Source organism: Bacillus sp. FSL R7-0685 (genome assembly GCF_038002425.1).
Classification (GTDB): domain Bacteria; phylum Bacillota; class Bacilli; order Bacillales; family Bacillaceae; genus Bacillus; species Bacillus subtilis.
Map to the genome: position 1 here is coordinate 221,701 of NZ_JBBOCN010000001.1, position 21,824 is coordinate 243,524.

At 42.3% G+C, this 21,824-nt stretch carries 23 protein-coding genes and 2 pseudogenes; 18 read left to right on the forward strand and 7 right to left on the reverse strand.

Features of this window, described 5'->3' with window-relative positions:
* Positions 1 to 35 precede the first annotated feature (35 nt).
* From MKY50_RS01280 to MKY50_RS01300, 5 genes are all read left to right on the forward strand, one after another.
* Positions 36 to 326 (forward strand): DUF6407 family protein, encoded by a 291-nt coding sequence (locus MKY50_RS01280; RefSeq protein ID WP_326253290.1) that lies wholly within the window; start codon positions 36 to 38, stop codon positions 324 to 326.
* 57 nt (positions 327 to 383) lie between these two features.
* Positions 384 to 758, forward strand: a complete 375-nt coding sequence (locus MKY50_RS01285) for a DUF2294 domain-containing protein (RefSeq protein ID WP_003246482.1) — start codon at positions 384 to 386, stop codon at positions 756 to 758.
* Between the two features lie 482 nt (positions 759 to 1,240).
* Positions 1,241 to 1,543, forward strand: a complete 303-nt coding sequence (locus MKY50_RS01290; RefSeq protein ID WP_003234907.1) for an ArsR/SmtB family transcription factor — start codon at positions 1,241 to 1,243, stop codon at positions 1,541 to 1,543.
* A gap of 126 nt (positions 1,544 to 1,669) precedes the next feature.
* Positions 1,670 to 2,842 carry an MFS transporter gene (locus tag MKY50_RS01295; protein ID WP_017694956.1) on the forward strand — a complete coding sequence of 391 codons (1,173 nt, stop codon included), beginning with the start codon at positions 1,670 to 1,672 and terminating at the stop codon, positions 2,840 to 2,842.
* Positions 2,843 to 3,049: 207 nt separating this feature from the next.
* Complete coding sequence (locus MKY50_RS01300) at positions 3,050 to 3,403, forward strand: hypothetical protein (RefSeq protein WP_341116036.1); 354 nt, start codon at positions 3,050 to 3,052, stop codon at positions 3,401 to 3,403.
* Positions 3,404 to 3,506: 103 nt separating this feature from the next.
* Here MKY50_RS01300 and MKY50_RS01305 read toward each other — a convergent pair.
* Positions 3,507 to 3,658: pseudogene (locus tag MKY50_RS01305) on the reverse strand (MerR family DNA-binding transcriptional regulator); the annotation flags it as partial.
* A gap of 126 nt (positions 3,659 to 3,784) precedes the next feature.
* Here MKY50_RS01305 and MKY50_RS01310 point away from each other — a divergent pair.
* From MKY50_RS01310 to MKY50_RS01325, 4 genes and pseudogenes are all read left to right on the forward strand, one after another.
* Complete coding sequence (locus MKY50_RS01310; protein ID WP_015715154.1) at positions 3,785 to 4,762, forward strand: alpha/beta hydrolase; 978 nt, start codon at positions 3,785 to 3,787, stop codon at positions 4,760 to 4,762.
* A gap of 1 nt (position 4,763) precedes the next feature.
* Positions 4,764 to 5,435, forward strand: a complete 672-nt coding sequence (ybdJ, locus tag MKY50_RS01315) for a two-component system response regulator YbdJ (RefSeq protein ID WP_003234895.1) — start codon at positions 4,764 to 4,766, stop codon at positions 5,433 to 5,435.
* On the forward strand, positions 5,432 to 6,418 hold the full coding sequence (gene ybdK / locus MKY50_RS01320) for a two-component system sensor histidine kinase YbdK (RefSeq protein ID WP_167407799.1): 987 nt from the start codon (positions 5,432 to 5,434) through the stop codon (positions 6,416 to 6,418). Before ybdJ ends, ybdK begins: the two co-directional genes overlap by 4 nt.
* Before the next feature lie 58 nt (positions 6,419 to 6,476).
* A pseudogene (locus MKY50_RS01325) lies at positions 6,477 to 6,739 on the forward strand (hypothetical protein).
* Here the strand turns inward: MKY50_RS01325 and MKY50_RS01330 are convergent.
* Together MKY50_RS01330 and MKY50_RS01335 are read right to left on the reverse strand one after the other, a co-directional pair.
* Entirely contained in the window at positions 6,724 to 7,494 is a 771-nt protein-coding gene (locus MKY50_RS01330) for a serine/threonine protein kinase (RefSeq protein WP_042977360.1), read from the reverse strand. The pseudogene MKY50_RS01325 and the gene MKY50_RS01330 overlap by 16 nt on opposite strands.
* Before the next feature lie 85 nt (positions 7,495 to 7,579).
* Entirely contained in the window at positions 7,580 to 8,437 is an 858-nt protein-coding gene (locus tag MKY50_RS01335) for a hypothetical protein (protein ID WP_017694963.1), read from the reverse strand.
* Positions 8,438 to 8,568: 131 nt separating this feature from the next.
* Between MKY50_RS01335 and MKY50_RS01340 the strand changes: the two genes are divergently transcribed.
* The 4 genes from MKY50_RS01340 to MKY50_RS01355 all read left to right on the forward strand — a co-directional run bounded on the left by MKY50_RS01340 (position 8,569) and on the right by MKY50_RS01355 (position 12,027).
* Positions 8,569 to 9,753, forward strand: coding sequence for a DUF4885 domain-containing protein (locus tag MKY50_RS01340; protein WP_192858162.1), 1,185 nt, complete (start codon positions 8,569 to 8,571; stop codon positions 9,751 to 9,753).
* A 317-nt stretch (positions 9,754 to 10,070) separates the two neighbouring features.
* A complete protein-coding gene (locus MKY50_RS01345) occupies positions 10,071 to 11,459 on the forward strand; it encodes an amino acid permease (RefSeq protein ID WP_003246273.1) in 1,389 nt (462 codons plus the stop codon).
* Positions 11,460 to 11,570: 111 nt separating this feature from the next.
* Positions 11,571 to 11,819: a sigma-G-dependent sporulation-specific acid-soluble spore protein CsgA gene (csgA, locus tag MKY50_RS01350; protein WP_024571599.1), complete on the forward strand. Its 249-nt coding sequence runs from the start codon at positions 11,571 to 11,573 to the stop codon at positions 11,817 to 11,819.
* A gap of 16 nt (positions 11,820 to 11,835) precedes the next feature.
* Complete coding sequence (locus MKY50_RS01355; RefSeq protein WP_003234886.1) at positions 11,836 to 12,027, forward strand: DUF5370 family protein; 192 nt, start codon at positions 11,836 to 11,838, stop codon at positions 12,025 to 12,027.
* 26 nt (positions 12,028 to 12,053) lie between these two features.
* Here MKY50_RS01355 and blaOXA read toward each other — a convergent pair whose 3' ends face one another.
* Positions 12,054 to 12,857: a class D beta-lactamase gene (gene blaOXA / locus MKY50_RS01360; protein WP_128992345.1), complete on the reverse strand. Its 804-nt coding sequence runs from the start codon at positions 12,855 to 12,857 to the stop codon at positions 12,054 to 12,056.
* 172 nt (positions 12,858 to 13,029) lie between these two features.
* Between blaOXA and cypC the strand changes: the two genes are divergently transcribed.
* Positions 13,030 to 14,283 (forward strand): fatty-acid peroxygenase, encoded by a 1,254-nt coding sequence (gene cypC, locus MKY50_RS01365; RefSeq protein ID WP_131227056.1) that lies wholly within the window; start codon positions 13,030 to 13,032, stop codon positions 14,281 to 14,283.
* Between the two features lie 40 nt (positions 14,284 to 14,323).
* Here cypC and MKY50_RS01370 read toward each other — a convergent pair whose 3' ends face one another.
* Positions 14,324 to 14,584, reverse strand: a complete 261-nt coding sequence (locus MKY50_RS01370) for a hypothetical protein (protein ID WP_003234883.1) — start codon at positions 14,582 to 14,584, stop codon at positions 14,324 to 14,326.
* A 267-nt stretch (positions 14,585 to 14,851) separates the two neighbouring features.
* On the opposite strand from MKY50_RS01370, the gene MKY50_RS01375 reads away from it, so the two are divergent.
* Positions 14,852 to 16,471, forward strand: a complete 1,620-nt coding sequence (locus tag MKY50_RS01375; protein WP_003246447.1) for an APC family permease — start codon at positions 14,852 to 14,854, stop codon at positions 16,469 to 16,471.
* A gap of 46 nt (positions 16,472 to 16,517) precedes the next feature.
* Here MKY50_RS01375 and MKY50_RS01380 read toward each other — a convergent pair whose 3' ends face one another.
* Complete coding sequence (locus MKY50_RS01380) at positions 16,518 to 17,399, reverse strand: glycerophosphodiester phosphodiesterase (RefSeq protein WP_116316303.1); 882 nt, start codon at positions 17,397 to 17,399, stop codon at positions 16,518 to 16,520.
* Positions 17,400 to 17,497: 98 nt separating this feature from the next.
* Complete coding sequence (glpT, locus tag MKY50_RS01385; RefSeq protein WP_003246460.1) at positions 17,498 to 18,832, reverse strand: glycerol-3-phosphate transporter; 1,335 nt, start codon at positions 18,830 to 18,832, stop codon at positions 17,498 to 17,500.
* Between the two features lie 295 nt (positions 18,833 to 19,127).
* Between glpT and MKY50_RS01390 the strand changes: the two genes are divergently transcribed.
* From MKY50_RS01390 to MKY50_RS01400, 3 genes are all read left to right on the forward strand, one after another.
* Positions 19,128 to 19,376, forward strand: a complete 249-nt coding sequence (locus MKY50_RS01390; protein WP_015715167.1) for a YbeF family protein — start codon at positions 19,128 to 19,130, stop codon at positions 19,374 to 19,376.
* Positions 19,377 to 19,467: 91 nt separating this feature from the next.
* The gene (locus MKY50_RS01395) at positions 19,468 to 20,385 is read left to right on the forward strand and encodes a bifunctional helix-turn-helix transcriptional regulator/GNAT family N-acetyltransferase (protein WP_341116037.1); all 918 of its coding nucleotides are present in this window, start codon (positions 19,468 to 19,470) and stop codon (positions 20,383 to 20,385) included.
* On the forward strand, positions 20,382 to 21,632 hold the full coding sequence (locus MKY50_RS01400) for an MFS transporter (RefSeq protein ID WP_041520540.1): 1,251 nt from the start codon (positions 20,382 to 20,384) through the stop codon (positions 21,630 to 21,632). Before MKY50_RS01395 ends, MKY50_RS01400 begins: the two co-directional genes overlap by 4 nt.
* Positions 21,633 to 21,824: the final 192 nt, after the last annotated feature.

The following is a 21,824-nucleotide window of genomic DNA, read 5'->3' on the forward strand; positions in this document are numbered from 1 at the left end:
CCCATATATGGAGAAAGCAGTTCTAAGGAGATTGTATGAGCGCTAATTTAACTGATTTTGTCACGAAAACAATAGAGGACATGAACTCGTTTGATCGTGAAAATATGGAATGTATAAAAAAACTAATTAGAAAAGCAATTGATTTTTATCATCTAAAGTCTTATGAAGAAGTTGAGGAAACCCATTCAGGAAATGTTCGATTTTTGCATGTCCACTCTATGATGGAAGAAAATATGTTATCCAAAATGATAGTGGTCACAAGAAACGGTAAAACTGATTTGGATATTGAAGGTGTATATGAAGGATATGTTGTAAGAGAATATTAATGAGACGAAATCACAAATAGAATATGCCAATTTTTTTGCTCAGGAGATGTATTAGATATGAAAAAGTCTAAGGGTTCTATTGAATCAGAGATCAGTAAGTCCATTACTCAATGGGAGAAGGATTATCTTGGGCGGGGGTCTGTATCTGTTAAGACTGATATACTGCGGGACATGATCATCGTCAATTTAAAAGGGATTTTAACACCAGCCGAATATGTAGTTTGTGGATCAAAAGAGGGTATGTTATCTATCAAACAAACTCGTTCGGAGTTAGTTGAATCAGGTATAGAAGGCCTTAAGGATATTATCTTAAAAATAACCGGAGAAAAAGTGAAAAGTTTTCATACTGATTTAAGCTCCCGGACAGGTGAACGAGTGATGGTATTTAAATTATGTAATGATCTAGAGAAAAATTTGGAAAAGATCTTATAATCTAAAGAAAATAAATGTTAAGACGGTATGGAATTTGTTGTGAATTGAACATAAAGAACTGCCGATTCTTTTGTTTTACAATTATGGTATCATTGATAACTTTTATTCATATCCTAAGCGGACATAAAGAGATGTCAATTCATAGTACACTGTTGTGTTATTCCTGTCGAAAGATCTAACATCCGCTGTTGTTATGAGCGGATGTTTTTTTACATCTATTTTAAATACATGAATTTGATGCTGGTGATTAGTCACTTGAACAATATTTGAAAACATCCTTGTCACCTGCCGGGTTCCCCCAAGTGTTTAGTGACATGATTATGAGACCAATTTCGTAAAGCTTGATGATAAATTTAAGCGGTGAACAAAATTGATATGCTGTCTTCAGTTTCATTTCACGGAATTAGTCAGAGATAAACCTTTAATTAAAAATATCCAAAAAACGGATTGACATATCGGAATATAACGATATAATAATCGATATGGAACCAATTGAAGTATTCAAAGCCTTATCAAATGAATCAAGGCTGCAAATTTTACAATGGCTGAAGGAGCCCGATCGTCATTTTGCACCCCATGAAGGGATTGATATGAACACAATCGGGGTATGTGTCAGTCAAATAACAGACAAATTGAAAATGACGCAATCGACAGCTTCTCAATATCTTACCATCCTTTTAAGAGCCGGCTTGATTAAGGCGGAGCGTATTGGAAAGTACACATATTACAAAAGAGATGAAGAAGCCATTGGGAAACTTGCTGACTTTCTTAAAACAGAGATATAAAAATAAACATCAAAAGATGTTTATTTTTACACCATACATATCGACATATTACGATGTGTTTATTTTTTATAATAACATATCGATAATTCGTGATATGTTTATTGATAATTAAGGAGTGAATGTTTTATGTCTAACACTTGGAAAATTTATATTTTAGCCATTGTCAGCTTTTTAGTTGGAACCTCAGAGTACATCATTTCGGGAATTTTGGATCAAATTGCTCATACTCTCGGGATCACTTTAGCTGCCGCGGGCCAGCTTATTACCATTTTCTCACTTGTATATGCTCTTTCTACACCCATACTTATGGCGTTGACAGCAAGTATGGATAGACGCAAATTGATGATGTATGCCCTAGGTTTGTTTGTGTTCGGTAATGTCCTGGCTTTTGTACTGCCTGGTTATGGATGGTTTATTGCAGCGCGGATCATTATGGCGATGGGAGCAGGTGTGGTTGTTGTCACCGCATTAACGATTGCCGCTAAGATTGCATCGGAAGGGAAGCAGGGCAGTGCCATCGCTACGGTCGTGATGGGATTTACCGCTTCTTTAATCATAGGTGTTCCGCTTGGAAGAATGATAGCAGTAGCATTAGGCTGGAAGTCTGTATTTGGAGCAATTGCTTTGTTGGGATTGATCGCAATGGTCGTTATTTTCTTTACTCTTCCGCATACTGAAGGGGATAAGCCTGTGCCTTTGCTTCAACAGCTTGCTCTTTTCAAAAAACGGAAAGTGGCTATGGGATTATCAATCACTTTCTTCTGGCTCGGGGGATATTCTGTTGCTTACACTTATTTGTCACCGTATCTCTTGAACATCTCAGGTATAAATGGCAAGTTGCTTAGCGGTGTTTTGCTTATATTTGGAATTGCCAGTTTGGTTGGATCAAAGTTTGGGGGATATAGCACCGATAAATGGGGAGTACCCTTTACACTCGTTGGCGGGATGACATTGCATATCGTCACACTGATTCTGCTGTCACTTGTCACTCATTCCTATATCGGAGTGTTGGTGATTCTCATATTATGGTCGTTTGCCGCATGGTCCACCGGTCCGACACAGCAATTTCACCTGGCTACAATAGAACCGGAAATGTCAGGTGTTTTGCTTAGCATGAATCAGTCAATGATGCAATTCGCCATGGCGGTCGGCGCAGGTATAGGAGGGGTTTTTGTGGAAAACGTATCATTGGCCTCGATTACCTGGGTTGGTGCGTTAGGGGTTATGATTGCCATTATTGCATCATTGCTGATTTTCAATTCGCAACCGAAACAAGCGCTAAAAGATATCAATCAATAATTTCGAAAGTTCTAACATCCGCTCGTTAAACAAGCGGGTGTTTTTTTAAAAGCTCAAGTAGAAGGCACACTGAAGCTGAAAGGGATTTTTGCCGACGGAGAGCTGAAGCACAGCAAGTTATAATATACTAGGAAGGGAAATAACGGTATGGCGGAAGGGTTCTAGCGCTTCTCGCCTGTAAGATCATTACTTTGAGGGTGTGTCATCGTGAATCAAAAGACGTACATTGAAATGAGCAGGACATCGCAGTACATCAACAAAATGAGAGAGTATTCAGTGCTAATTGATGGGGCTGAGATGGGAACTATCAAAGATGGAGGAAGGCTGCGAATTGATTTACCGCCTGGTGAGCATGTTATTCAAGTGAAGATTGCTTGGTGTACAAGCCCAACTTTGAGGTTTACTTTAGCGGAAGGAGAAGTGTTGAAGTTTAGATGCGGAAGTCCGCTTCAAGGTTGGAAGTTGCTTTTGGCACTTTTTTCTGTTTTGGGCCGTCCTGAAAATTATCTGTTTATCGAGCAGGAAGAAGAGAAAAAGCTTTGTGGTGACTTTGTTGTGTGAATAAATAGGAATAAATAGATTAAATACCCCTGAATTATGTTTTGTGAAAGATTGATATAAGCGGTAGCCTTCTCAATGTCGTTCTCGGTTGGAGAAGGCTGCGTATAAGAAATTCTCGGACTTTGCGGATAGACCTTCCGATTTCAGGATTAATGTCTTCTGGGTGGAGAGTCCGATTTCATCATAGTATCGCAGTGTTTTTGTTGATACTTTGCATGTCTTTGAAAATTCGCCGATCGATAGCCGAGTGATCATCTCCATACTCCAAATGTACACCTTTCCGTAAGGGCAAAGTCAAATGTGAAAAAAAACTGTTCCAAAGTTAATCAGAAATTTATTTTCATATTGTATCCTTTCAGTATCAAGTGAAAGGAGCATCATATGAAAACATTATGGAAAGTCCTAAAAATTGTTTTTGTCAGCTTGGCTGCCTTGGTTTTGCTTGTATCCGTCTCGGTATTTATTTATCACCATTTCCAGCTAAATAAGGAGGCGGCACTGCTGAAAGGTAAAGGCACAGTAGTCGATGTTGACGGGAAAAAGATGAATGTGTATCAAGAGGGAAGCGGGAAGGATACGTTTGTGTTTATGTCCGGTTCGGGGATTGCTGCGCCTGCTTATGAAATGAAGGGGCTGTACAGCAAGTTTTCAAAAGAAAATAAGATTGCTGTTGTAGATCGGGCAGGTTATGGATACAGTGAAGTGTCTCACGATGACAGAGATATTGATACAGTATTGGAACAGACGAGGAAAGCGCTTATGAAAAGCGGAAATAAGCCTCCTTATATTTTAATGCCTCATTCGATATCCGGGATTGAAGCGATGTATTGGGCACAGAAATATCCTAAGGAAATCAAGGCCATTATTGCGATGGATATTGGATTGCCCCAGCAGTACGTCACGTATAAATTGAGCGGAGTTGACAGATTGAAAGTGAGAGGGTTCCACCTGTTAACCTCGATTGGTTTTCATCGGTTTATGCCTTCCGCTGTATATAATCCTGAGGTGATTCGGCAGTCGTTTTTAACTGATGAAGAAAAAGAAATCTATAAAGCCATTAACTTTAAGCAATTTTTTAATGCAGATATGGAGCATGAGCTTTTACAGTCTTACCAAAACGGCAGCAAATCTGTGAATCTGCCGGCGCCAAAGGAAACTCCCGTCTTGATTTTAGATGCGGTCTCTGACCAAAATAGACATTCAAAGTATGCTATACAAAACCGAAAAGACTATGAAGCGTTTGCGGCTCAATTCAATACTGCCGATATAAAGGAACTGAGGGGAACACACAGTATTTATTTATATCAGCCTGATCAAATATATAAACTTTCCATGGAGTTTATGAGAAAGGTTCGCTAGGATGAAGGGTTATCGTATTTTAATCGTTGAGGACGATGTGATGATTGGTGATTTGCTGCAAAAGATTTTGCAGCGTGAGGGATATCGTGTGATATGGAAAACAGATGGAGCGGATGTGCTTTCGGTGATTCAGAAGGTGGATTTGGTCATTATGGATGTGATGCTGCCGGGTGAAGACGGGTATCAAATGTCTGCAAAAATCAAAAAGCTGGGGCTGGGCATTCCGGTTATTTTTCTCTCAGCCCGCAATGACATGGACAGCAAGCTTCAAGGTTTGCAGATCGGCGAGGATTATATGGTAAAGCCCTTTGATCCGAGAGAGCTGCTATTAAGAATGCGGAATATGCTTGAGCATCATTATGGGACCTTTACGCAAATCAAACATTTGTATATTGATGCGGTAACGAAAAAAGTGTTCAATGAAAGCCTGCATGATGAGGTATTATTTACTGCGATTGAGCGGAAAATTTTCTTTTATTTATATGAAAATAGAGACAGTATCCTGACAAAGGAACATTTCTTTGAATATCTATGGCAACTCGAAGATAGAAACCCGAATATTGTCAATGTGCATATTAAAAAAATTAGAGCTAAAATCAATGATCAAGCGGGTGAGATGATTGAAAATATATATGGAGAAGGGTATCGGCTGAATACCGTTGTGAAGAAATGAAGCTTAAGACAAAATATCAGTTGTTATTGTTTACGGCCGTCATTAGTGTTCCAATGCTATTGCTGGCGGTAAGTGTTTTGATGTCGGTGATTTATGACAGCATGTTTAAACCGATGAATCATGGTATGCCCTTTCACAGGTCGTTTGCGTACCCGGCAATGATAGTTGTATTTTTGATATCACTCTTATTGTTAGCTTTTTTATTTTCAAAGTCGATTCATTCTCTGTTGCATAAAATCAATCTATTAAATCAAACCATTCGGCATTTGGCGAGTGATCAAAGGGTGCCCGATAAAATTGAAGTGAAGCGTGCTGATGAAATCGGGGAACTGATCAAGTCGGTCAATTTGTTAATTGAACGGACGACATATCGTGAACTGGAGCTGAGACAGCAAGAGGAAATCAAAAAGGAGCTTTTGCAAAAACTGCGGCATGACATTAATACACCTTTAACGGCTCTCAGGTTGCATTTATTTTATTTGGAAGACCAATGTCATGGTCAGGCTGTATTCGAATCATTGTATCAGCAAATCGAATATATCTCGGAATTAACCAATGAATTCAATCTATATTCCGCTGAGACGCTGGAAAGCTCTTATATTGTAAATGAAGAAGTGCGTCTAAACGAGCTATTAGAAACAGCGGTGAAAAAGTGGGATTATTTATACAGTATGAGTGGGATTGAGCTGCACTATAAGGCGGCAGATCAAGATGTGATATGGATGAGCAACGCGTTATGGATGGAAAGGCTGTTTGATAATATTTTTCAAAATACGTTAAGGCATTCAAAAGCTAAAAAGATGGAAGTCACGATTGAACATGGCGATGTTTTTATTCGTGATGACGGTATTGGATTTGATCGGAATGAGAGCAGTGAGGGACTTGGGTTAAAGATTATTGAGGATACATGCAGGCTGCTTGCGATTACTTATGAGCTGCATACAAATGATAACGGAACGGGGTTCTTGTTTTCAAAAGAGTGACCCCGCTGATGTTTTTCTTTCTCCTATAAAATTTATATAATAGGGAGAAAGAAATGGGGTGAACATCATATGTTTAAAAAAATCATCAAAACGATTAAGTACCTCTCAAGCAGTTCTAGTGACCGATATCGCAGACACCGGCATTACAGCAGCAGCCGGCGCAGACATTATCGCAGCTACAGCAGCAGCCCGGGCAAAAGAAGACACTACGACCGTTATGGCGGCAGTCATCGTTACAAACGCCGGAGCTACAGCAGCAGTTAATCCAAAAAAGTTCTTGTTCCGCTTTTGGGACAAGGGTTTTTTTATGTGACCGATTGAATGGCCCGGTTTAGATCCTCGCGAATGGAAGCGGTGTGCTGATACTCCTCATCAATGCCCAATAATCTTTTCAGCAGCAGGGTTACTTCCTTTGTCAGTGTTAATTCCTCCAGCCAAGTGCCGTTTTTCTTCTTTTTTCCTTTATATTGAGAGTACAGCAGGAATAACAGCGTTTCTCCGAGATCGAAGAAGTCATCCTGTTTTCGTACCTTTATTTCCTCCATTTCTTCAGGAGTCAATTGTTTGGCAAGGCCGAAATCGATGAGGCAGAGCCTGCCGTCATTGATGATGATATTAGGCGTTCTGATGTCGCTGTGGAAGATAAGGCGATCATGCAGGTATTCTATAATCTCAAGCAGCTGCGAAATCAGTTGTAATGCCATAAGCTCTGTGAACGGCTGTTTTCGAAAAAATAATAATTCTTCTATATTCTCTCCCTCAATGAACTGCATGACATAATAAGCCTGTCCGTCTATGATGAACTCATCTATGAAGCCCGGAATTTGCGGGTGGTGAATGCTATTGAGCAGTTTTATTTCCTGTTGGAATCGGACTTTCTCTTTTTCCTTTTTCGCTTTTGTCGGCCGAAGCTGTTTTAAGACATAAGGTGTTTGAGTTAGGATATCGGTGCACAAATAAACCAAACCGTAGCCTCCCATACCGAGGCACTCTTCGATTTTGTATTGATGATTTAAGATAACGCCGTTCTTTAGAGGGCGGTCAAATAGCAGTTTTTTTAGAAGTTTTAATGCCATGTCTGCACTTCCCTTGGTTGTACTGACTATAGTTTACCTTCTAGACTGAGAATAAAAAAGAGCCGGATAACCGGCTCGGTATAAGTTAAAACTGCTTTGTCACGTCGTATTCATAATCTATTTTTGCTTTTACGTTGCTCATCGTCGATCTGGCTGTCGCTAATGTATTATATTTAAAACTCCATACCTTTGCCACACTGAGTTGATCTGACAAAGAGATATCATAAGACCCTGAAGTCGAGCTGTTTACAAGAGCACGGCGCCATTCGTTGTTTTCGCTCGTCATGATCAGGTGGCGTGTATTTCCCTGGCTTGGTGTTTGAGTGGCGGTTGTCTGAACTCTGGTTACAATGGCATCACGCGGTATCCCAGATTGGTTTGTTAAATCAACCTTGATCACGCTGGAGTCAGAACCTGAGGGGCTAAGGCTTGTATTTCCTTTATTTTCAGCAATGCCGCTGAATTGGAATGTTCCGCTGCCTGATTTGATTCGGTCTTCAATTGAAAGTGTAAAATACATGTTTCCGGTATAGGTGCCTCGTGACACTTTCACATAAAAGGTATCCGTCGTGTTTTGGGCGTCTGCATTTGCATAAATAAAAGAAGAAAACGTATTAGGGTTAATGACTTCTGTCCCTTGAGAAACAGGTATTCTATTCTTATCATAAATTTCAATTTTCATCCCTGTATACGCGCTCTGGTATGTACTCCTCACGTATACTTTTTCTCCCTTATTAGCCGTAAAAGTGAAATAGGCTTCATCTTGACCAGCTTCCAGTATTGTTGTATCGATATTTTTATATTTCCAATAACCGATCGGCATTGCGGTATCAAATGAATTGTTTCCTGTGATAGCAGTGACTCCGACAGCTGATGCCGAATACGTAAAGGTGAATAAGACAGACAGCATAACAGCGAATGGAATAAGCCATTTTTTCACCATGCAAACAACCTCCTTTTATTTCCATCATACATAATAACGATTTAGGTGTAAATAAATGTTTTTTGAGGTTAATATATACATTATCTTTGCCGATAAAAAAGAATAAGAGAGAATACTCGGGAGGGAATTCAATGCGTCTGAATCGGCAATTTATCCGCACTCAGCTGATGGCACAGAACATATTGAGCAAGAATGCGCCTGCCAAACGGGAGAATGCGACTGAAAATCCAGCGGCAGTTCTGGAAAAGGCATACAGCAGGCTTAAGTCACAATCTTCAACTGGGGGAATCAATCAGTTCAATTATTCTAAAACCAGCGTGTCGGGAAACAGCGGGGCGTTCAGCAAAGTGTATCAATCAGCGAATGATCGAACAGTGACAGACACAGGGGAAGAAACAGTGATTCAATCCCAAAACCCCTATGAATCTGAGAGTGATATCAGAATCAAAATACTAGATGAAAAATACAGCAGGATGAATGCGATTAATAAAACAAAGTCTGATCCATTAGGCTATATTAAGGATAAGTACCAAAATTCAAAGTCTCCTTATTTCAGAAGTGATCTGTCAGCTGCAGAGAGACAGGCCGCTTACGATAATGAAACAGAATGGTTATTCAAAGGGAAGGCGCAAAACTATAACCTCCAGGATGCTGCGTTTCGGAATGTCACATTTCATGGGGAAGTGGAAGCTGAGAATGAAAAGGTGTATCAGCGGGGACAGGTTAACCAGCAGCTGCAAGTGCTGTTGAATCGAAACCATATTTATATTCCAGAGGGGACAGAGCTGACGTTTACAATCACACCGATTGACTATCAGGTGCGGGTGAGCGGGACAGACGATCAGGATCTGATCAAGCAGATTGAGCAAGTGCTGCAATCTGGAGACAACAGCAAAGAACTATTTTTGCACATCATGAAAAGCCAAAGCAGTGATTCAGCACAATTTTCCGAAGAGGCCTATCAAAAGTATCAGGCTGCTCGTGAGATGTACGAAGTTACAGGCTACCATTTAAAGGATTTAGAAGTGATTGATGGGCGGTATGTCACGCCTGATGGACGTGACTTATTAGACGTCTATAAAGAAGAACTTGAAAAAGATCCAGTGCAGAAACAAACGGCTTCTTATGCTATATCTTACTATCGTTCAGAGCTCAGTAAAATCGCGGAAGCCGGGTATAATGCCATTCCGGAATTCATCCTATCAATTGATTACAGCAATGGATCTCTGAGAGATGTGGGACAAAGGAAGAGCTATGGGACCGGAGATACCGGGTGGCTTGAAGCATTAAAGCGTCAAACGGGTGTGAATTATTAGGTAAGCTGTTCATATAGAACAGCTTATTTTTTATGAGAATCTAAGGGGTGTATTAATTTCAATATTCAAATAATTTTATTATTTTTATATAAAAGATTTTAAAAGAAGTGAACGATTCAAAACTCTGAACAAAGGTGTTTACCTGAAAAAAACAATTGTATTTCCCAGAGAAATTTATTATGATGAAATAAGTAATTTAGGAGATTATATAACAATTTTAAGTTTGAATTTTCTGATTGTTATCACTGATTCATGTGAAGGCAAGCAGGTCTGCTGTTTTCTCATTTATGAGTATTTTGTTAGGAGGAGGAAGAGGAGTGGCAAATAAAGAATTAAAGAGGGGCCTGGGCGCGCGCCATATTCAGATGATCGCCTTGGGCGGTACAATCGGTGTTGGCTTGTTTATGGGTTCTGCCAGCACGATTTCATGGACTGGCCCATCTGTCCTTCTGGCTTATGCAATATGCGGAATTTTTATCTTTTTTATTATGCGTGCGATGGGTGAAATGCTGTATGTCGAGCCGAGCACAGGTTCTTTTGCGACGTTCGGCCATCAATATATTCATCCGATGGCAGGTTATATAACAGCATGGAGCAACTGGTTCCAGTGGATTATCGTCGGCATGTCAGAAATTATCGCTGTCGGTTCTTATACGAAGTATTGGTTCCCGGATTTGCCTGCTTGGATACCTGGTATCGTGGCAATGGTGATTCTTGGTGCGGCGAATTTAATTTCTGTTAAGTCGTTTGGGGAATTTGAGTTTTGGTTTGCGATGATTAAAATCGTGACGATTATCTTGATGATTATTGCGGGAATCGGAATTATTTTCTTCGGTTTTGGCAATGGCGGAGATGCGATCGGTTTGTCAAACCTGTGGTCTCACGGGGGCTTCTTTGCAGGAGGTTTCTCGGGTTTCTTCTTTGCACTGTCTCTTGTCATTGCGGCCTATCAAGGAGTTGAGCTGATCGGGATTACAGCGGGTGAAGCGAAGGACCCGCAAAACACGCTAAGAAATGCGATTCAAAGTATTATCTGGCGTATTTTGATTTTCTACATTGGCGCTATTTTTGTGATCGTGACGGTGTATCCTTGGGATGAGCTCAACTCACTCGGAAGTCCGTTTGTCTCTACGTTCTCGAAAATCGGAATTACGGCAGCGGCCGGCATTATTAACTTTGTCGTGATTACTGCTGCAATGTCCGGCTGTAATAGCGGTATTTTCAGCGCGGGCCGCATGCTGTATACACTGGGTGTCAATGGACAAGCACCGAAATTCTTTAAGAAGATTTCACGCAATGGTGTGCCGCTGTATGGCACAATTGCGGTGCTGATCGGTTTGGCTGTCGGCGTTGTACTGAACTATATCGCGCCGCCGAAGATCTTTGTCTATGTATACAGCGCAAGCGTGCTCCCAGGGATGATTCCTTGGTTTATCATTTTGATCAGCCATATCGGATTCAGAAAAGCGAAGGGTGCTGCATTAGATAAACATCCATTCAAAATGCCGTTTGCTCCTTTTACAAACTATTTGACGATTGCTTTCTTACTGATGGTTCTGGTTGGCATGTGGTTTAACGATGATACTCGTATCTCTCTGATTGTAGGCGTAATTTTCTTAGCGCTTGTAGTCATTAGTTATTATGTGTTTGGGATTGGCAAACGCACGCAGGCCAATTTGACAAAAAGCGAACAAGCAGCTGAATAACGATAAAAAAGAGACATTCACGGATGTCTCTTTTTTTATTTTTCGCGTATGGATTTTCCCTATTTTAGCAAGCTATAGGGTAAAGATAGCAGAAGGAAAGGTGTTCATAAAATGGATGTTACACTCGGTTATTTGCGCGAATCACTTTCGAATCATCTAGAAAATGAAGTCTGCCAGCGTATTTGCAAGAAGATGCTGGCGAAGCGTTATGCAAATGAAGGGGAATTTGTAAAAGACTTAGATGATAATGAAATGTCTTTTTTGAACCATGTATTAGAAAAAGAAATTAAGTATGCCCAGAATGAACAGGATCAAAAACGGGCCAAGGAATTAAACGAGGTGTATGAATTACTGCTTTGAGAAAGGCGGGTAAGAAATGGGAGCAATTGAACGAAGCGGATATACATTTCAGCCGGAGTTTAGCGTTGTCCGTCAAAACGGAGCCATCCATGTGTACCACCAAGGAGAGTTTGTGGAAGAAATCGAATTTGAATTTAACGGGGAATATCCCGATCATGATTTGATTGAAGAGCTTGTGAATCATTATTGTTTTGAGCATGAGATTTAGAGCCCTGTCGTGCAGGGCTCTTTTATTTAGGATGTGATCAGCCCATACTTTTTCAGGATATCCACGGTGATGTTTTTGGCTTTTGTGCCGGAATCATCGACATTGGTGACAAAGACATAAGAGCCATGCTCTGTTTTGATGAATCCGACAAACCATCCTAATCCCATATCTGTCAGGCGAGTTCCGGTTTTCCCGTAGAGCGTGTAATGATCGCCTTCCTCTTGAATCATCATGCGCTTGACGGTTTTCATTACCGGCTTGTCAAATGGAAGCTCCTCGTTAGCCAGTTTCTCCAAAAAAGTTTCTTGTTCCAGCGGAGATATTGTGAGCGAGCTTTGCAGCCAAAACTGGTCGATTCCCCCGCTGATATCCTCGTTGCCGTAAGATAGTGTATGAAGCCATGTTTTCATTCTTTCCTCGCCGATATCTCTCGCTAATGCCTGATAATACCAGATTGCGGATTCGCGCATGGCCGAGCCAAGCGTATGGTCGCGGTTCCATGATTCGAATTCACGCTTGACCCCGTCCCATCGTTTTACATCGTATTCATCTCTTACAGCTTTGACCTGCAAGCCGATTAAAGCGTTCACGACTTTAAAGGTGGATTGCGGAGTTTGTCTTTGATTTGCCCGTTTTCTGTTATAGACAAATGTCTGATCCTTTTGTAAATCGTGAAGAATGAAGGTTCCATCCGTATCCTTGAATTCGTCATCGACATTCATTCTGCTGACATTCAAGTGTTTTTCATGAGCAGATGATGCTGCGTGGACGGAGAAGCCGCCGATCCCTGCAATACTCAGCACAAGCACAATATATATCCATTTTTTCATTTTGTTCTCCCCTTTGTTTTGATTAACTACCTTTTCTCTCTTTCGTTTGTTCTTCCTTTAAAAAATAATCAAAAAGCGCTTAAATTTGGTTTTGCAAACAAATACTGTTACTGGGTTTATAGTCGGAAGATAACGTGAAAATAGAGGGTAAAAAGGAAGGCAGGGTAAGCGGATGAATGAGCAGATTCCACATGACAAAAGTCTCGATAACAGTCTGACACTGCTGAAGGAAGGGTATTTATTTATTAAAAACAGAACAGAGCGCTACAATTCAGATCTGTTTCAGGCCCGTTTGTTGGGAAAAAACTTTATTTGCATGACTGGCGCTGAGGCGGCGAAGGTGTTTTATGATACGGATCGATTCCAGCGGCAGAACGCTTTGCCTAAGCGGGTGCAGAAATCGCTGTTTGGTGTTAATGCGATTCAGGGAATGGATGGCAGCGCGCATATCCATCGGAAGATGCTTTTTCTGTCATTGATGACACCGCCGCATCAAAAACGTTTGGCTGAGTTGATGACAGAGGAGTGGAAAGCAGCAGTCACAAGATGGGAGAAGGCAGATGAGGTTGTGTTATTTGAGGAAGCAAAAGAAATCCTGTGCCGGGTAGCGTGCTATTGGGCAGGTGTTCCGTTGAAGGAAACGGAAGTCAAAGAGAGAGCGGATGACTTCATTGACATGGTCGACGCGTTCGGTGCTGTGGGACCGCGGCATTGGAAAGGAAGAAGAGCAAGGCCGCGTGCGGAAGAGTGGATTGAAGTCATGATTGAAGATGCTCGTGCCGGCTTGCTGAAAACGACTCCCGGAACAGCGCTGCATGAAATGGCTTTTCACACACAAGAAGATGGAAGCCAGTTGGATTCCCGCATGGCAGCCATTGAGCTGATTAATGTATTGCGGCCTATTGTCGCCATTTCTTACTTTCTGGTGTTTTCAGCTTTGGCGCTTCATGAGCATCCGAAGTATAAGGAATGGCTGCGGTCTGGAAACAGCCGGGAAAGAGAAATGTTTGTGCAGGAGGTCCGCAGATATTATCCGTTCGGCCCGTTTTTAGGGGCGCTTGTCAAAAAAGATTTTGTATGGAATAACTGTGAGTTTAAGAAGGGCACATCGGTGCTGCTTGATGTATATGGAACGAATCACGACCCTCGTCTATGGGATCATCCCGATGAATTCCGGCCGGAACGATTTGCGGAGCGGGAAGAAAATCCGTTTGATATGATTCCTCAAGGCGGGGGGCACGCCGAAAAAGGCCACCGCTGTCCAGGGGAAGGCATTACAATTGAAGTCATGAAAGCGAGCCTGGATTTCCTCGTCCATCAGATTGAATACGATGTTCCGGAACAATCACTGCATTACAGTCTCGCCAGAATGCCGTCATTGCCTGAAAGCGGCTTCGTAATGAGCGGAATCAGACGAAAAAGGTAAATCAAAAAGCTCTCTTCCTTTATCGAAGAGAGCTTTTTGATTACTTCTTTTTTTCATCGTAGTATTGGACGGGATACATGGAGCCTTCTGATACCATTTTGTTATCCTCGATATCTTGCGGGTCCGGGTGGCCGGCTTTATCAACTGGGAACGTTTCCATATCGGGCTGTTTTGTTATTTTCATCTTCATGCTGTGAATGAATTCTCTTGCCTTTTGGCGATTTGACGGGTCTTTTAATAGATAAGAAGTGATGCCGACAGTTGAAACAGCGAGACCTGAAAGTAACAGCTTTTGTTTCATGGTGATACTCCTTTCTATTTTAAGAATAGTGTTTCCTGTATCATTCCCGTTTTGGAAATAGCTAAACCTATTGTGTTTTTATCATTGAAATTTATAGTAAATTCCATTTAGAAAGAAACTAGTGACTTCATTCCTGTATTGGAAGGTAATATACATTGACTTATTATCGTTTCAGTCAAAATTCGATAAATATTGACAAAGTAAAGTAATCAGAATAATAATATAATTAGCAAGAGAATGTCATCATACATGAAAGGTGTTTACGATATGAATCAATTGCATCGAAGAATGGGAACGTTTTCCCTCATGATGGTCGGGCTCGGGTCGATGATCGGTTCAGGCTGGCTGTTCGGGGCTTGGCGTGCGGCTCAAATAGCAGGACCAGCTGCTATTATTTCATGGGTTATTGGAATGGTCGTCATTTTATTTATTGCTCTTTCTTATAGTGAACTAGGTTCTATGTTCCCTGAAGCGGGGGGAATGGTAAAATATACGCAATATTCACATGGTTCGTTTATCGGTTTTATTGCGGGCTGGGCCAACTGGATTGCGATTGTGTCCGTCATTCCGGTTGAAGCGGTGGCCTCCGTTCAATATATGAGTTCTTGGCCTTGGGAATGGGCGAAATGGACAAGCGGTTTGGTGAAGAATGGAACGCTGACTGGGGAAGGACTAGCATTTGCCTCTGTATTGCTTCTCATTTATTTTCTGCTGAACTACTGGACAGTCAATCTATTTTCGAAAGCGAATTCATTAATTACGATTTTTAAAATTATTATTCCGGGTCTTACGATTGGAGCTTTGCTGTTTGTCGGATTCCACGGAGAAAACTTTACTGGCGGTCAAAGCATTGCGCCGAATGGCTGGGCAAGTGTGCTGACGGCGGTTGCCACTTCAGGTATCGTTTTTGCGTTTAATGGTTTCCAAAGCCCGATTAATATGGCGGGTGAAGCAAAAAATCCGGGGAAATCAATCCCGATTGCGGTTGTTGGCTCTCTTTTCGTTGCGACAGTGATTTATGTCCTGCTGCAGATCGCCTTCATTGGAGCTGTGAATCCTTCTGATATTGCTCACGGCTGGAGCCATCTGAATTTTAATTCTCCTTTTGCTGATCTGGCGATTGCGCTGAATATTAACTGGCTAGTTATTGTGTTATATGCAGATGCATTTGTATCACCGTCTGGAACGGGGATTACGTATACGGCGACAACGTCCCGAATGATTTACGGAATGGAAAAAAACAAATACATGCCGAGTATATTCGGGAAGCTTCATCCGATTTACGGCGTTCCGCGACAAGCAATGTTCTTTAACTTGATTGTTTCGTTCATCTTTTTGTTCCTGTTCAGAGGGTGGGGCGTATTAGCGGAAATTATTTCCGTTGCTACGTTAATTTCTTATATCACCGGCCCGATCACAGTCATGACATTGAGACGGACGGGGAAAGACCTGTACAGGCCTCTTCGTTTAAAAGGTTTAAACGTGATTGCGCCGCTTGGATTTATCTTTGCGTCACTGGTGCTGTATTGGGCGCGCTGGCCGTTAACAGGGCAGGTCCTGTTTATTATCCTGATCGGTCTTCCGATTTATTTCTATTATCAGGCGAAGGCGAAATGGAAAGGGTTTGGCCGGAACTTTAAAGCCGGCGTCTGGATGGTGTTTTATCTGCTGGCCATGATGGTCATTTCTTATTTGGGCAGTGATAAATTCGGCGGCCTGAATGTCATTCATTATGGCTGGGATATGGTTCTGATTGCGATGGTATCACTTGTATTCTATGTGTGGGCGCTGAAGAGCGGCTACCAGACAGAATACTTAAAGGATGCGAAAGAGATAAATTCTCAGCTGCTTAATGGACAGTCAGAAGCTGCTGCCGGAAAAGAATAAAATATAGAAGAAAACCTTGCGATAGTTGTCGCAAGGTTTTTTGCTTTTAATAACCCTTTTTTACTTTGTGGAAAAGATCAGGATAGTTGGTGAACACTCCTGTTACGCCCCAATCAAGCAGGCGATGCATATCAGCTTCATTATTGACTGTGTAAGGATGAAGCAGGAGGCCGTGGCTGCGGATCATACGGACGTTTTCTTGATTTAAAGCTTTATAATCCGGGCCCGCACCGACAGCGTATGTTTTGATTTCTTCCAGGGCAGCATCTGTCATTGACGCCATTTGTTTGGCTTCCAGCAATTGAACGGTCGGCAGGTTTGGCTGTAATTGATGGACTTTTACCAGGCTTTCTTTGCTGAACGATTGAATGATCACCTGGCCTGGCTTAGAATGCTTTCCCAGTAATTTATGTTTCTGCAAAGAAGCGATCAGTTTTTCTTCCATACCTGGGTAGGTGTCAGGCGATTTTGTTTCAATGTAGTAGTTCGCGTGCTTTCCGAAACGGTCTAATACCTCTTCTAATGTAGGAACTCTAAGGCCGACGTACTGCGGCTTTGCTTTTTCCGGATAGGCTTCATTAAACCAAGAACCGGCGTCAAGCTTCTTAATGTCTGCGAGCGTATGGTCTTTCACCCAACCCATTCCGTTTGTGGTGCGGTCCAGTTTTTCGTCATGCATGACAATCAATTTTCCGTCTTTTGTCATTTGTAGATCCAATTCAATAAAATCAGCTTTCATTTTCTGAGCGGTTTCGTAAGACAGAATCGTGTGCTCAGGCACATATCCAGAAGCCCCTCTGTGCGCGACGGTCAGGATACGGTCAGGTGACAGCAGGTTTCCTTTTGACGCTGCCGACACTGGCGTTACCATAAATGAGAGTAAGCCCAGCGACAGAACAAACAAGGCCAGTATTCTATTTTTTCTCATGATTTCTCCTCCTTATAGATAAGCACTACCTGTCTTTCATAATAAAAAACGGATGTAAACGGCGTGTTGGAAAACTATTAATCTTTTATGTGTCTTTCTTAAACATGCTCTGCCCGTTTTCCTGTATTCCACGTCAAAGCCAAGAAGACGATAGCAAGAATGCAGGATGAGATCAGCATGATAAAGCCGCCGTTCCAATTAAAGCGGTCAACGACAAAGCCCATAATGGCGTTTGCGAAGGCGGATCCGCCGATGTATCCGAAAAATCCGGTCAAACCGGCTGCAGTTCCGGCTGCTTTTTTCGGTGCTAGATCGATCGCTTGCAGGCCGATCAGCATAACAGGTCCGTAGATTAAGAAGCCAATGCTGATCAGGGCGATATTGTCTACGAGCGGATTGCCGGCCGGATTCAGCCAGTACACCAATACGGCAATGAAAACACCCGCCATAAACAAAACGCCTGCCGGTGCCCGGCGGCTTTTGAAGAATCGGTCACTGATCCAGCCGCACAAGATCGTTCCCGGTATGCCTGCGTATTCGTAAAGAAAATACGACCAGCGTGAGTCTTCAGGAGAAAAGCCTTTGGCTTCTGTTAAGTAAGTAGGCGCCCAGTCAACCACGCCGTATCGCACGAAATAAACAAATACATTGGCAAAAGCGATGTACCAAAGAAATTTGTTGTTCAGCACATATTGAAAAAGAATTTCTTTTGTTGTTAATTCTTTTTCCTGATTTTTAAAAGCGTGTTTTGGATAGTCATTCCGATACTCTTCAATTGGCGGGAGTCCGCAGGATTGAGGTGTATCACGAACCAATAAAACAATTAAAAATGAAATGATAATGGCGATGATGGCAGGGAAGAAAAACACGCTTTTCCAAGTGACGAACATCGCGATCCCAAGAGTGACAAGCGGAGCAAGAATACCGCCCCCTATGTTATGGGCGACATTCCAGATCGACATTTTTGTGCCGCGTTCACTTATGGAGAACCAATGGGCCATCGTCCTGCCGCATGGCGGCCAGCCCATTCCTTGAAACCATCCGTTGATAAACATAAAAATAAACATGATGGTGACGCTCGAAGTCACCCAAGGCATTGAAACGAATAGAATATTAACGATTGCTGATAAAAATAGGCCTGTCGCCAGAAAATATCTCGGATTACAGCGGTCAGACACCATTCCCATGATGAATTTGCTGAAGCCGTACGCAATGGACACAGCGGCCAGCACCAAACCCAGTTCTGTTTTCGAAAATCCCTGTTCCTGCAGATAAGGAATGGCAAAGGCAAAGTTTTTCCGTAGCAGGTAGTAGCCTGCGTAGCCAATGAAAATACCAATGAATACTTGCAGTCTGAGCCGTTTGTATGCCGCATCCATCTTTGAATCATCCAGTCTCTCAATATGAGGAGCCGGTTTAAATATATTAAGCATTAAAATTATCCCCCTTTGCTGTTTGTGCTGGATGTGTGGCGTGCCTCCTTTCCCGAAAAACAAAAAGAGCCAGAAAACACCCCTTGTCAAAAGGGGTTGGATTCCTGGCTCTCCTCATCTCCATCCAAGCTATTAACTTATCATGATAGCGCTTTCTTAAATTATCATAGTCCGGAGCGAATGTAAACGGGTAATTTTCAAATTGGGCCTTAGGGAAGTGAATATTATCCTTTTACTAAATGCAGTTATGTTTTTTTACTAGTAACATAAAAATCTGGAGGGAGGCTGTTTAAAGGTGGATGAATTAGATATCGCATTCTTTATTTTACCGTTAGGAATTATGCTGCTATCGATTGTCGGGACCTGTATTTGTAAAAACCCGTATCTGATGCCAATGCTTAGTTTGGTGATTTCTCTTGTGCTCACCTTTACCATTTTTAATGAATCATTTTTGGGATGGGCTGTTGTCTATAGCTTGGTTTCTCTGGCTTTATCCTATATCACATTGATTGTGGTAAGGAAAAGGAAGGAATCAGGAAATTAAAAAGACCTCACTTTCTAACATATCGTTGACTAAAGCAACTATATGTGATTATAATTGCCTTAGTCAACAATATTAGAAAGTGGGGATTGATTTGAAAACAAGAGAATCATCTGTCGGGTTAAAATTCAGAAAGTTCAATCGATTTTATACAAACGTCCTTGGTTTCCTTAATGAGCATATTTACGACAGCCCGTTTTCCTTAACAGAAACACGGATTTTATTTGAGATTTATAATACGCCTAATTGTACGGCAAAAGCTCTTCAGGATAAGCTGGGGCTTGACCGAGGATATGTCAGCAGGATTGTGAAGCAGTTTGAAAAAGAAGATTTGATCTATAAACAGAGAAGCAAAGATGACGCCCGCCACCATTATATTTTTGTCACAGAAACAGGAAAAACGATTTATAAAAAGCTGGAGGAGAAAGCCAACGAACAAGTAGAACTGATGCTGAATGAAATCAACCAAAAGGAGCAGCACAGGCTTGCCGAGGCGATGGCAGAGATTGAAGCGATCCTTTCACAGTCGCTTTCTGCCAGAACATCAGAGATATCGATTAGAGATTATTTTCTTTCGGAGGATCTTCAACTCCTTATTGAGAAACAAAGACAATTTTATGCTGAGGCTCATGGCTGGGACGACACGTTTTTAGCTTATCTTCATGAGACATTTGATGCGGAAATCGAAAACATATGGATTGCTGAAAGCGTCGGGAAATTTGCCGGATGTGTTGGGCTGGTCAAACATGATGAAAAGACAGTGCAGCTTAGATGGTTTCTGGTTGATGCCGCTTTTCGAGGCAGAGGGCTCGGCACGCAATTGCTGGAGCATCTGGTTGCATACTGCCAAGACATGAAGTTTGACCGCATTTTCCTTTGGACGGTGAGTACCATGGCTGAGGCTCGTCCGCTTTATGAAAAATTTGGATTCAAGATAAGTGAAGTGAAACAAGAAGCGCCATTATGGGGACAGCAGCTGACAGAAGAACGGTGGGATTTGGAGCTGTCATGAAAAGACTGCATTATGCTTGGATCATCGTCTCCATCACCTTCTTGATCTTATTGGCGGTTCAGGGGGTGCGGCTGTCGTTTGGTGCGTTTGTGGAGCCGTGGGAACGGCAGTTTTCAATGGATAGAAGCACCATCTCGCTGATTTCGACGGTGAGTTTTATTGTTTATGGCATATCACAGCCTGTGATCGGTCGGCTTGTGGACAAATGGGGTGCTCGGGCTGTTTTGGCATGGAGTGCGTTACTGACAGGAGTCAGCATTTTCTTAACATACTTAGTGACTTCGCCTTGGCAGCTGTTTTTGCTTTACGGGCTGGGTGTCTCGCTTGGAGTGGGCGGAGCATCGAATGTGGCGGCAAGTGTATTGGTCGTCAATTGGTTCAGCAAAAAGCGGGGACTAGCCTTTGGGATCATGGAAGCAGGCTTTGGCGCGGGACAAATGCTTCTCGTTCCCGGCTCACTCATGTTGATCCATTGGTTTAGCTGGAAGCTGACGGTTGTGGTGTTGGGACTGCTGTTAATCTTGATTGTCTTTCCGGCTGCGCTGCTGATGCTGCGGAACAATCCTTCAGAAAAGAATACAGAGCCGATAGGCGGACTGGCTGCATCAGAAAAAGAAACAGCACCCAAAACAACAGCTCTTTCAGTGGCCGGGATGTTTCGTATGAGGCAATTCTGGTTCTTGATTTTTCCGTTTTTGATCTGTGGATTTACGACCGTGGGGCTGATGGATACCCATTTGATTCCGTTTTCTCATGATCATGGCTTTTCAACGACAGTCACGAGTGCTGCTGTCAGTCTGCTAGCAGGCTTTAATATTGCTGGGATCTTGCTGTCCGGAATTGTAGCGGACCGGTGGAGCAGCCGGAAAATCCTGTGCATTTTATATGCGGTGCGGGCGCTGTCGATCGTGATTCTTATTTACAGCCACGAGCCTTACTTGCTTTTAGCCTTTGCGATTCTGTTTGGATTAGTGGACTTTGCAACGGTAGCACCGACTCAAATGCTCGCCACCCAGTACTTTCAAAACTACTCGATCGGCCTCATGATTGGCTGGCTGTCACTCGCCCATCAGATCGGATCGGCACTAGGTGCGTATGTGCCCGGCGTCATCTACACGGTAACGGGTGAGTATACACTGGCTTTTTATTTGTCGATTGGAATGCTCGTGCTTGCGAGCGTAATGAATGTGATGCTGAGGGAGCCAGCTGCGGTTACGCGTGACAGTGCGGCTGTGGTAGACAAGTGATGAGGACAAAGGGAAAGCATCTCTGATTTCGAGATTATTCAGAGATGCTTTTTTTGTATTTTTGTTCTAATACGAAGTCGATCATACCGACTATGCGGGCGTTTTCGGATTTTTGTTTGAAGCGTTCTGAACGATTATAAGCGTAAAACCTCAAACATCTATTGGGAAGTTGAGATTATTTAACATATTTTC

Bases quoted from the DNA above. Each gene is read 5' to 3' on its own strand.
- MKY50_RS01290 (WP_003234907.1), top strand. From the start codon at position 1,241: ATGGAACCAATTGAAGTATTCAAAGCCTTATCAAATGAATCAAGGCTG.
- MKY50_RS01355 (WP_003234886.1), top strand. From the start codon at position 11,836: ATGGGAGCAATTGAACGAAGCGGATATACATTTCAGCCGGAGTTTAGC.
- blaOXA (WP_128992345.1), bottom strand. From the start codon at position 12,857: ATGAAAAAATGGATATATATTGTGCTTGTGCTGAGTATTGCAGGGATC.
- MKY50_RS01335 (WP_017694963.1), bottom strand. From the start codon at position 8,437: ATGGTGAAAAAATGGCTTATTCCATTCGCTGTTATGCTGTCTGTCTTA.
- MKY50_RS01340 (WP_192858162.1), top strand. From the start codon at position 8,569: ATGCGTCTGAATCGGCAATTTATCCGCACTCAGCTGATGGCACAGAAC.
- MKY50_RS01380 (WP_116316303.1), bottom strand. From the start codon at position 17,399: ATGAGAAAAAATAGAATACTGGCCTTGTTTGTTCTGTCGCTGGGCTTA.
- MKY50_RS01400 (WP_041520540.1), top strand. From the start codon at position 20,382: ATGAAAAGACTGCATTATGCTTGGATCATCGTCTCCATCACCTTCTTG.
- MKY50_RS01375 (WP_003246447.1), top strand. From the start codon at position 14,852: ATGAATCAATTGCATCGAAGAATGGGAACGTTTTCCCTCATGATGGTC.
- MKY50_RS01310 (WP_015715154.1), top strand. From the start codon at position 3,785: ATGAAAACATTATGGAAAGTCCTAAAAATTGTTTTTGTCAGCTTGGCT.
- glpT (WP_003246460.1), bottom strand. From the start codon at position 18,832: ATGCTTAATATATTTAAACCGGCTCCTCATATTGAGAGACTGGATGAT.
- csgA (WP_024571599.1), top strand. From the start codon at position 11,571: ATGGATGTTACACTCGGTTATTTGCGCGAATCACTTTCGAATCATCTA.
- cypC (WP_131227056.1), top strand. From the start codon at position 13,030: ATGAATGAGCAGATTCCACATGACAAAAGTCTCGATAACAGTCTGACA.
- ybdK (WP_167407799.1), top strand. From the start codon at position 5,432: ATGAAGCTTAAGACAAAATATCAGTTGTTATTGTTTACGGCCGTCATT.
- MKY50_RS01280 (WP_326253290.1), top strand. From the start codon at position 36: ATGAGCGCTAATTTAACTGATTTTGTCACGAAAACAATAGAGGACATG.
- MKY50_RS01295 (WP_017694956.1), top strand. From the start codon at position 1,670: ATGTCTAACACTTGGAAAATTTATATTTTAGCCATTGTCAGCTTTTTA.
- MKY50_RS01285 (WP_003246482.1), top strand. From the start codon at position 384: ATGAAAAAGTCTAAGGGTTCTATTGAATCAGAGATCAGTAAGTCCATT.
- ybdJ (WP_003234895.1), top strand. From the start codon at position 4,764: ATGAAGGGTTATCGTATTTTAATCGTTGAGGACGATGTGATGATTGGT.
- MKY50_RS01330 (WP_042977360.1), bottom strand. From the start codon at position 7,494: ATGGCATTAAAACTTCTAAAAAAACTGCTATTTGACCGCCCTCTAAAG.
- MKY50_RS01370 (WP_003234883.1), bottom strand. From the start codon at position 14,584: ATGAAACAAAAGCTGTTACTTTCAGGTCTCGCTGTTTCAACTGTCGGC.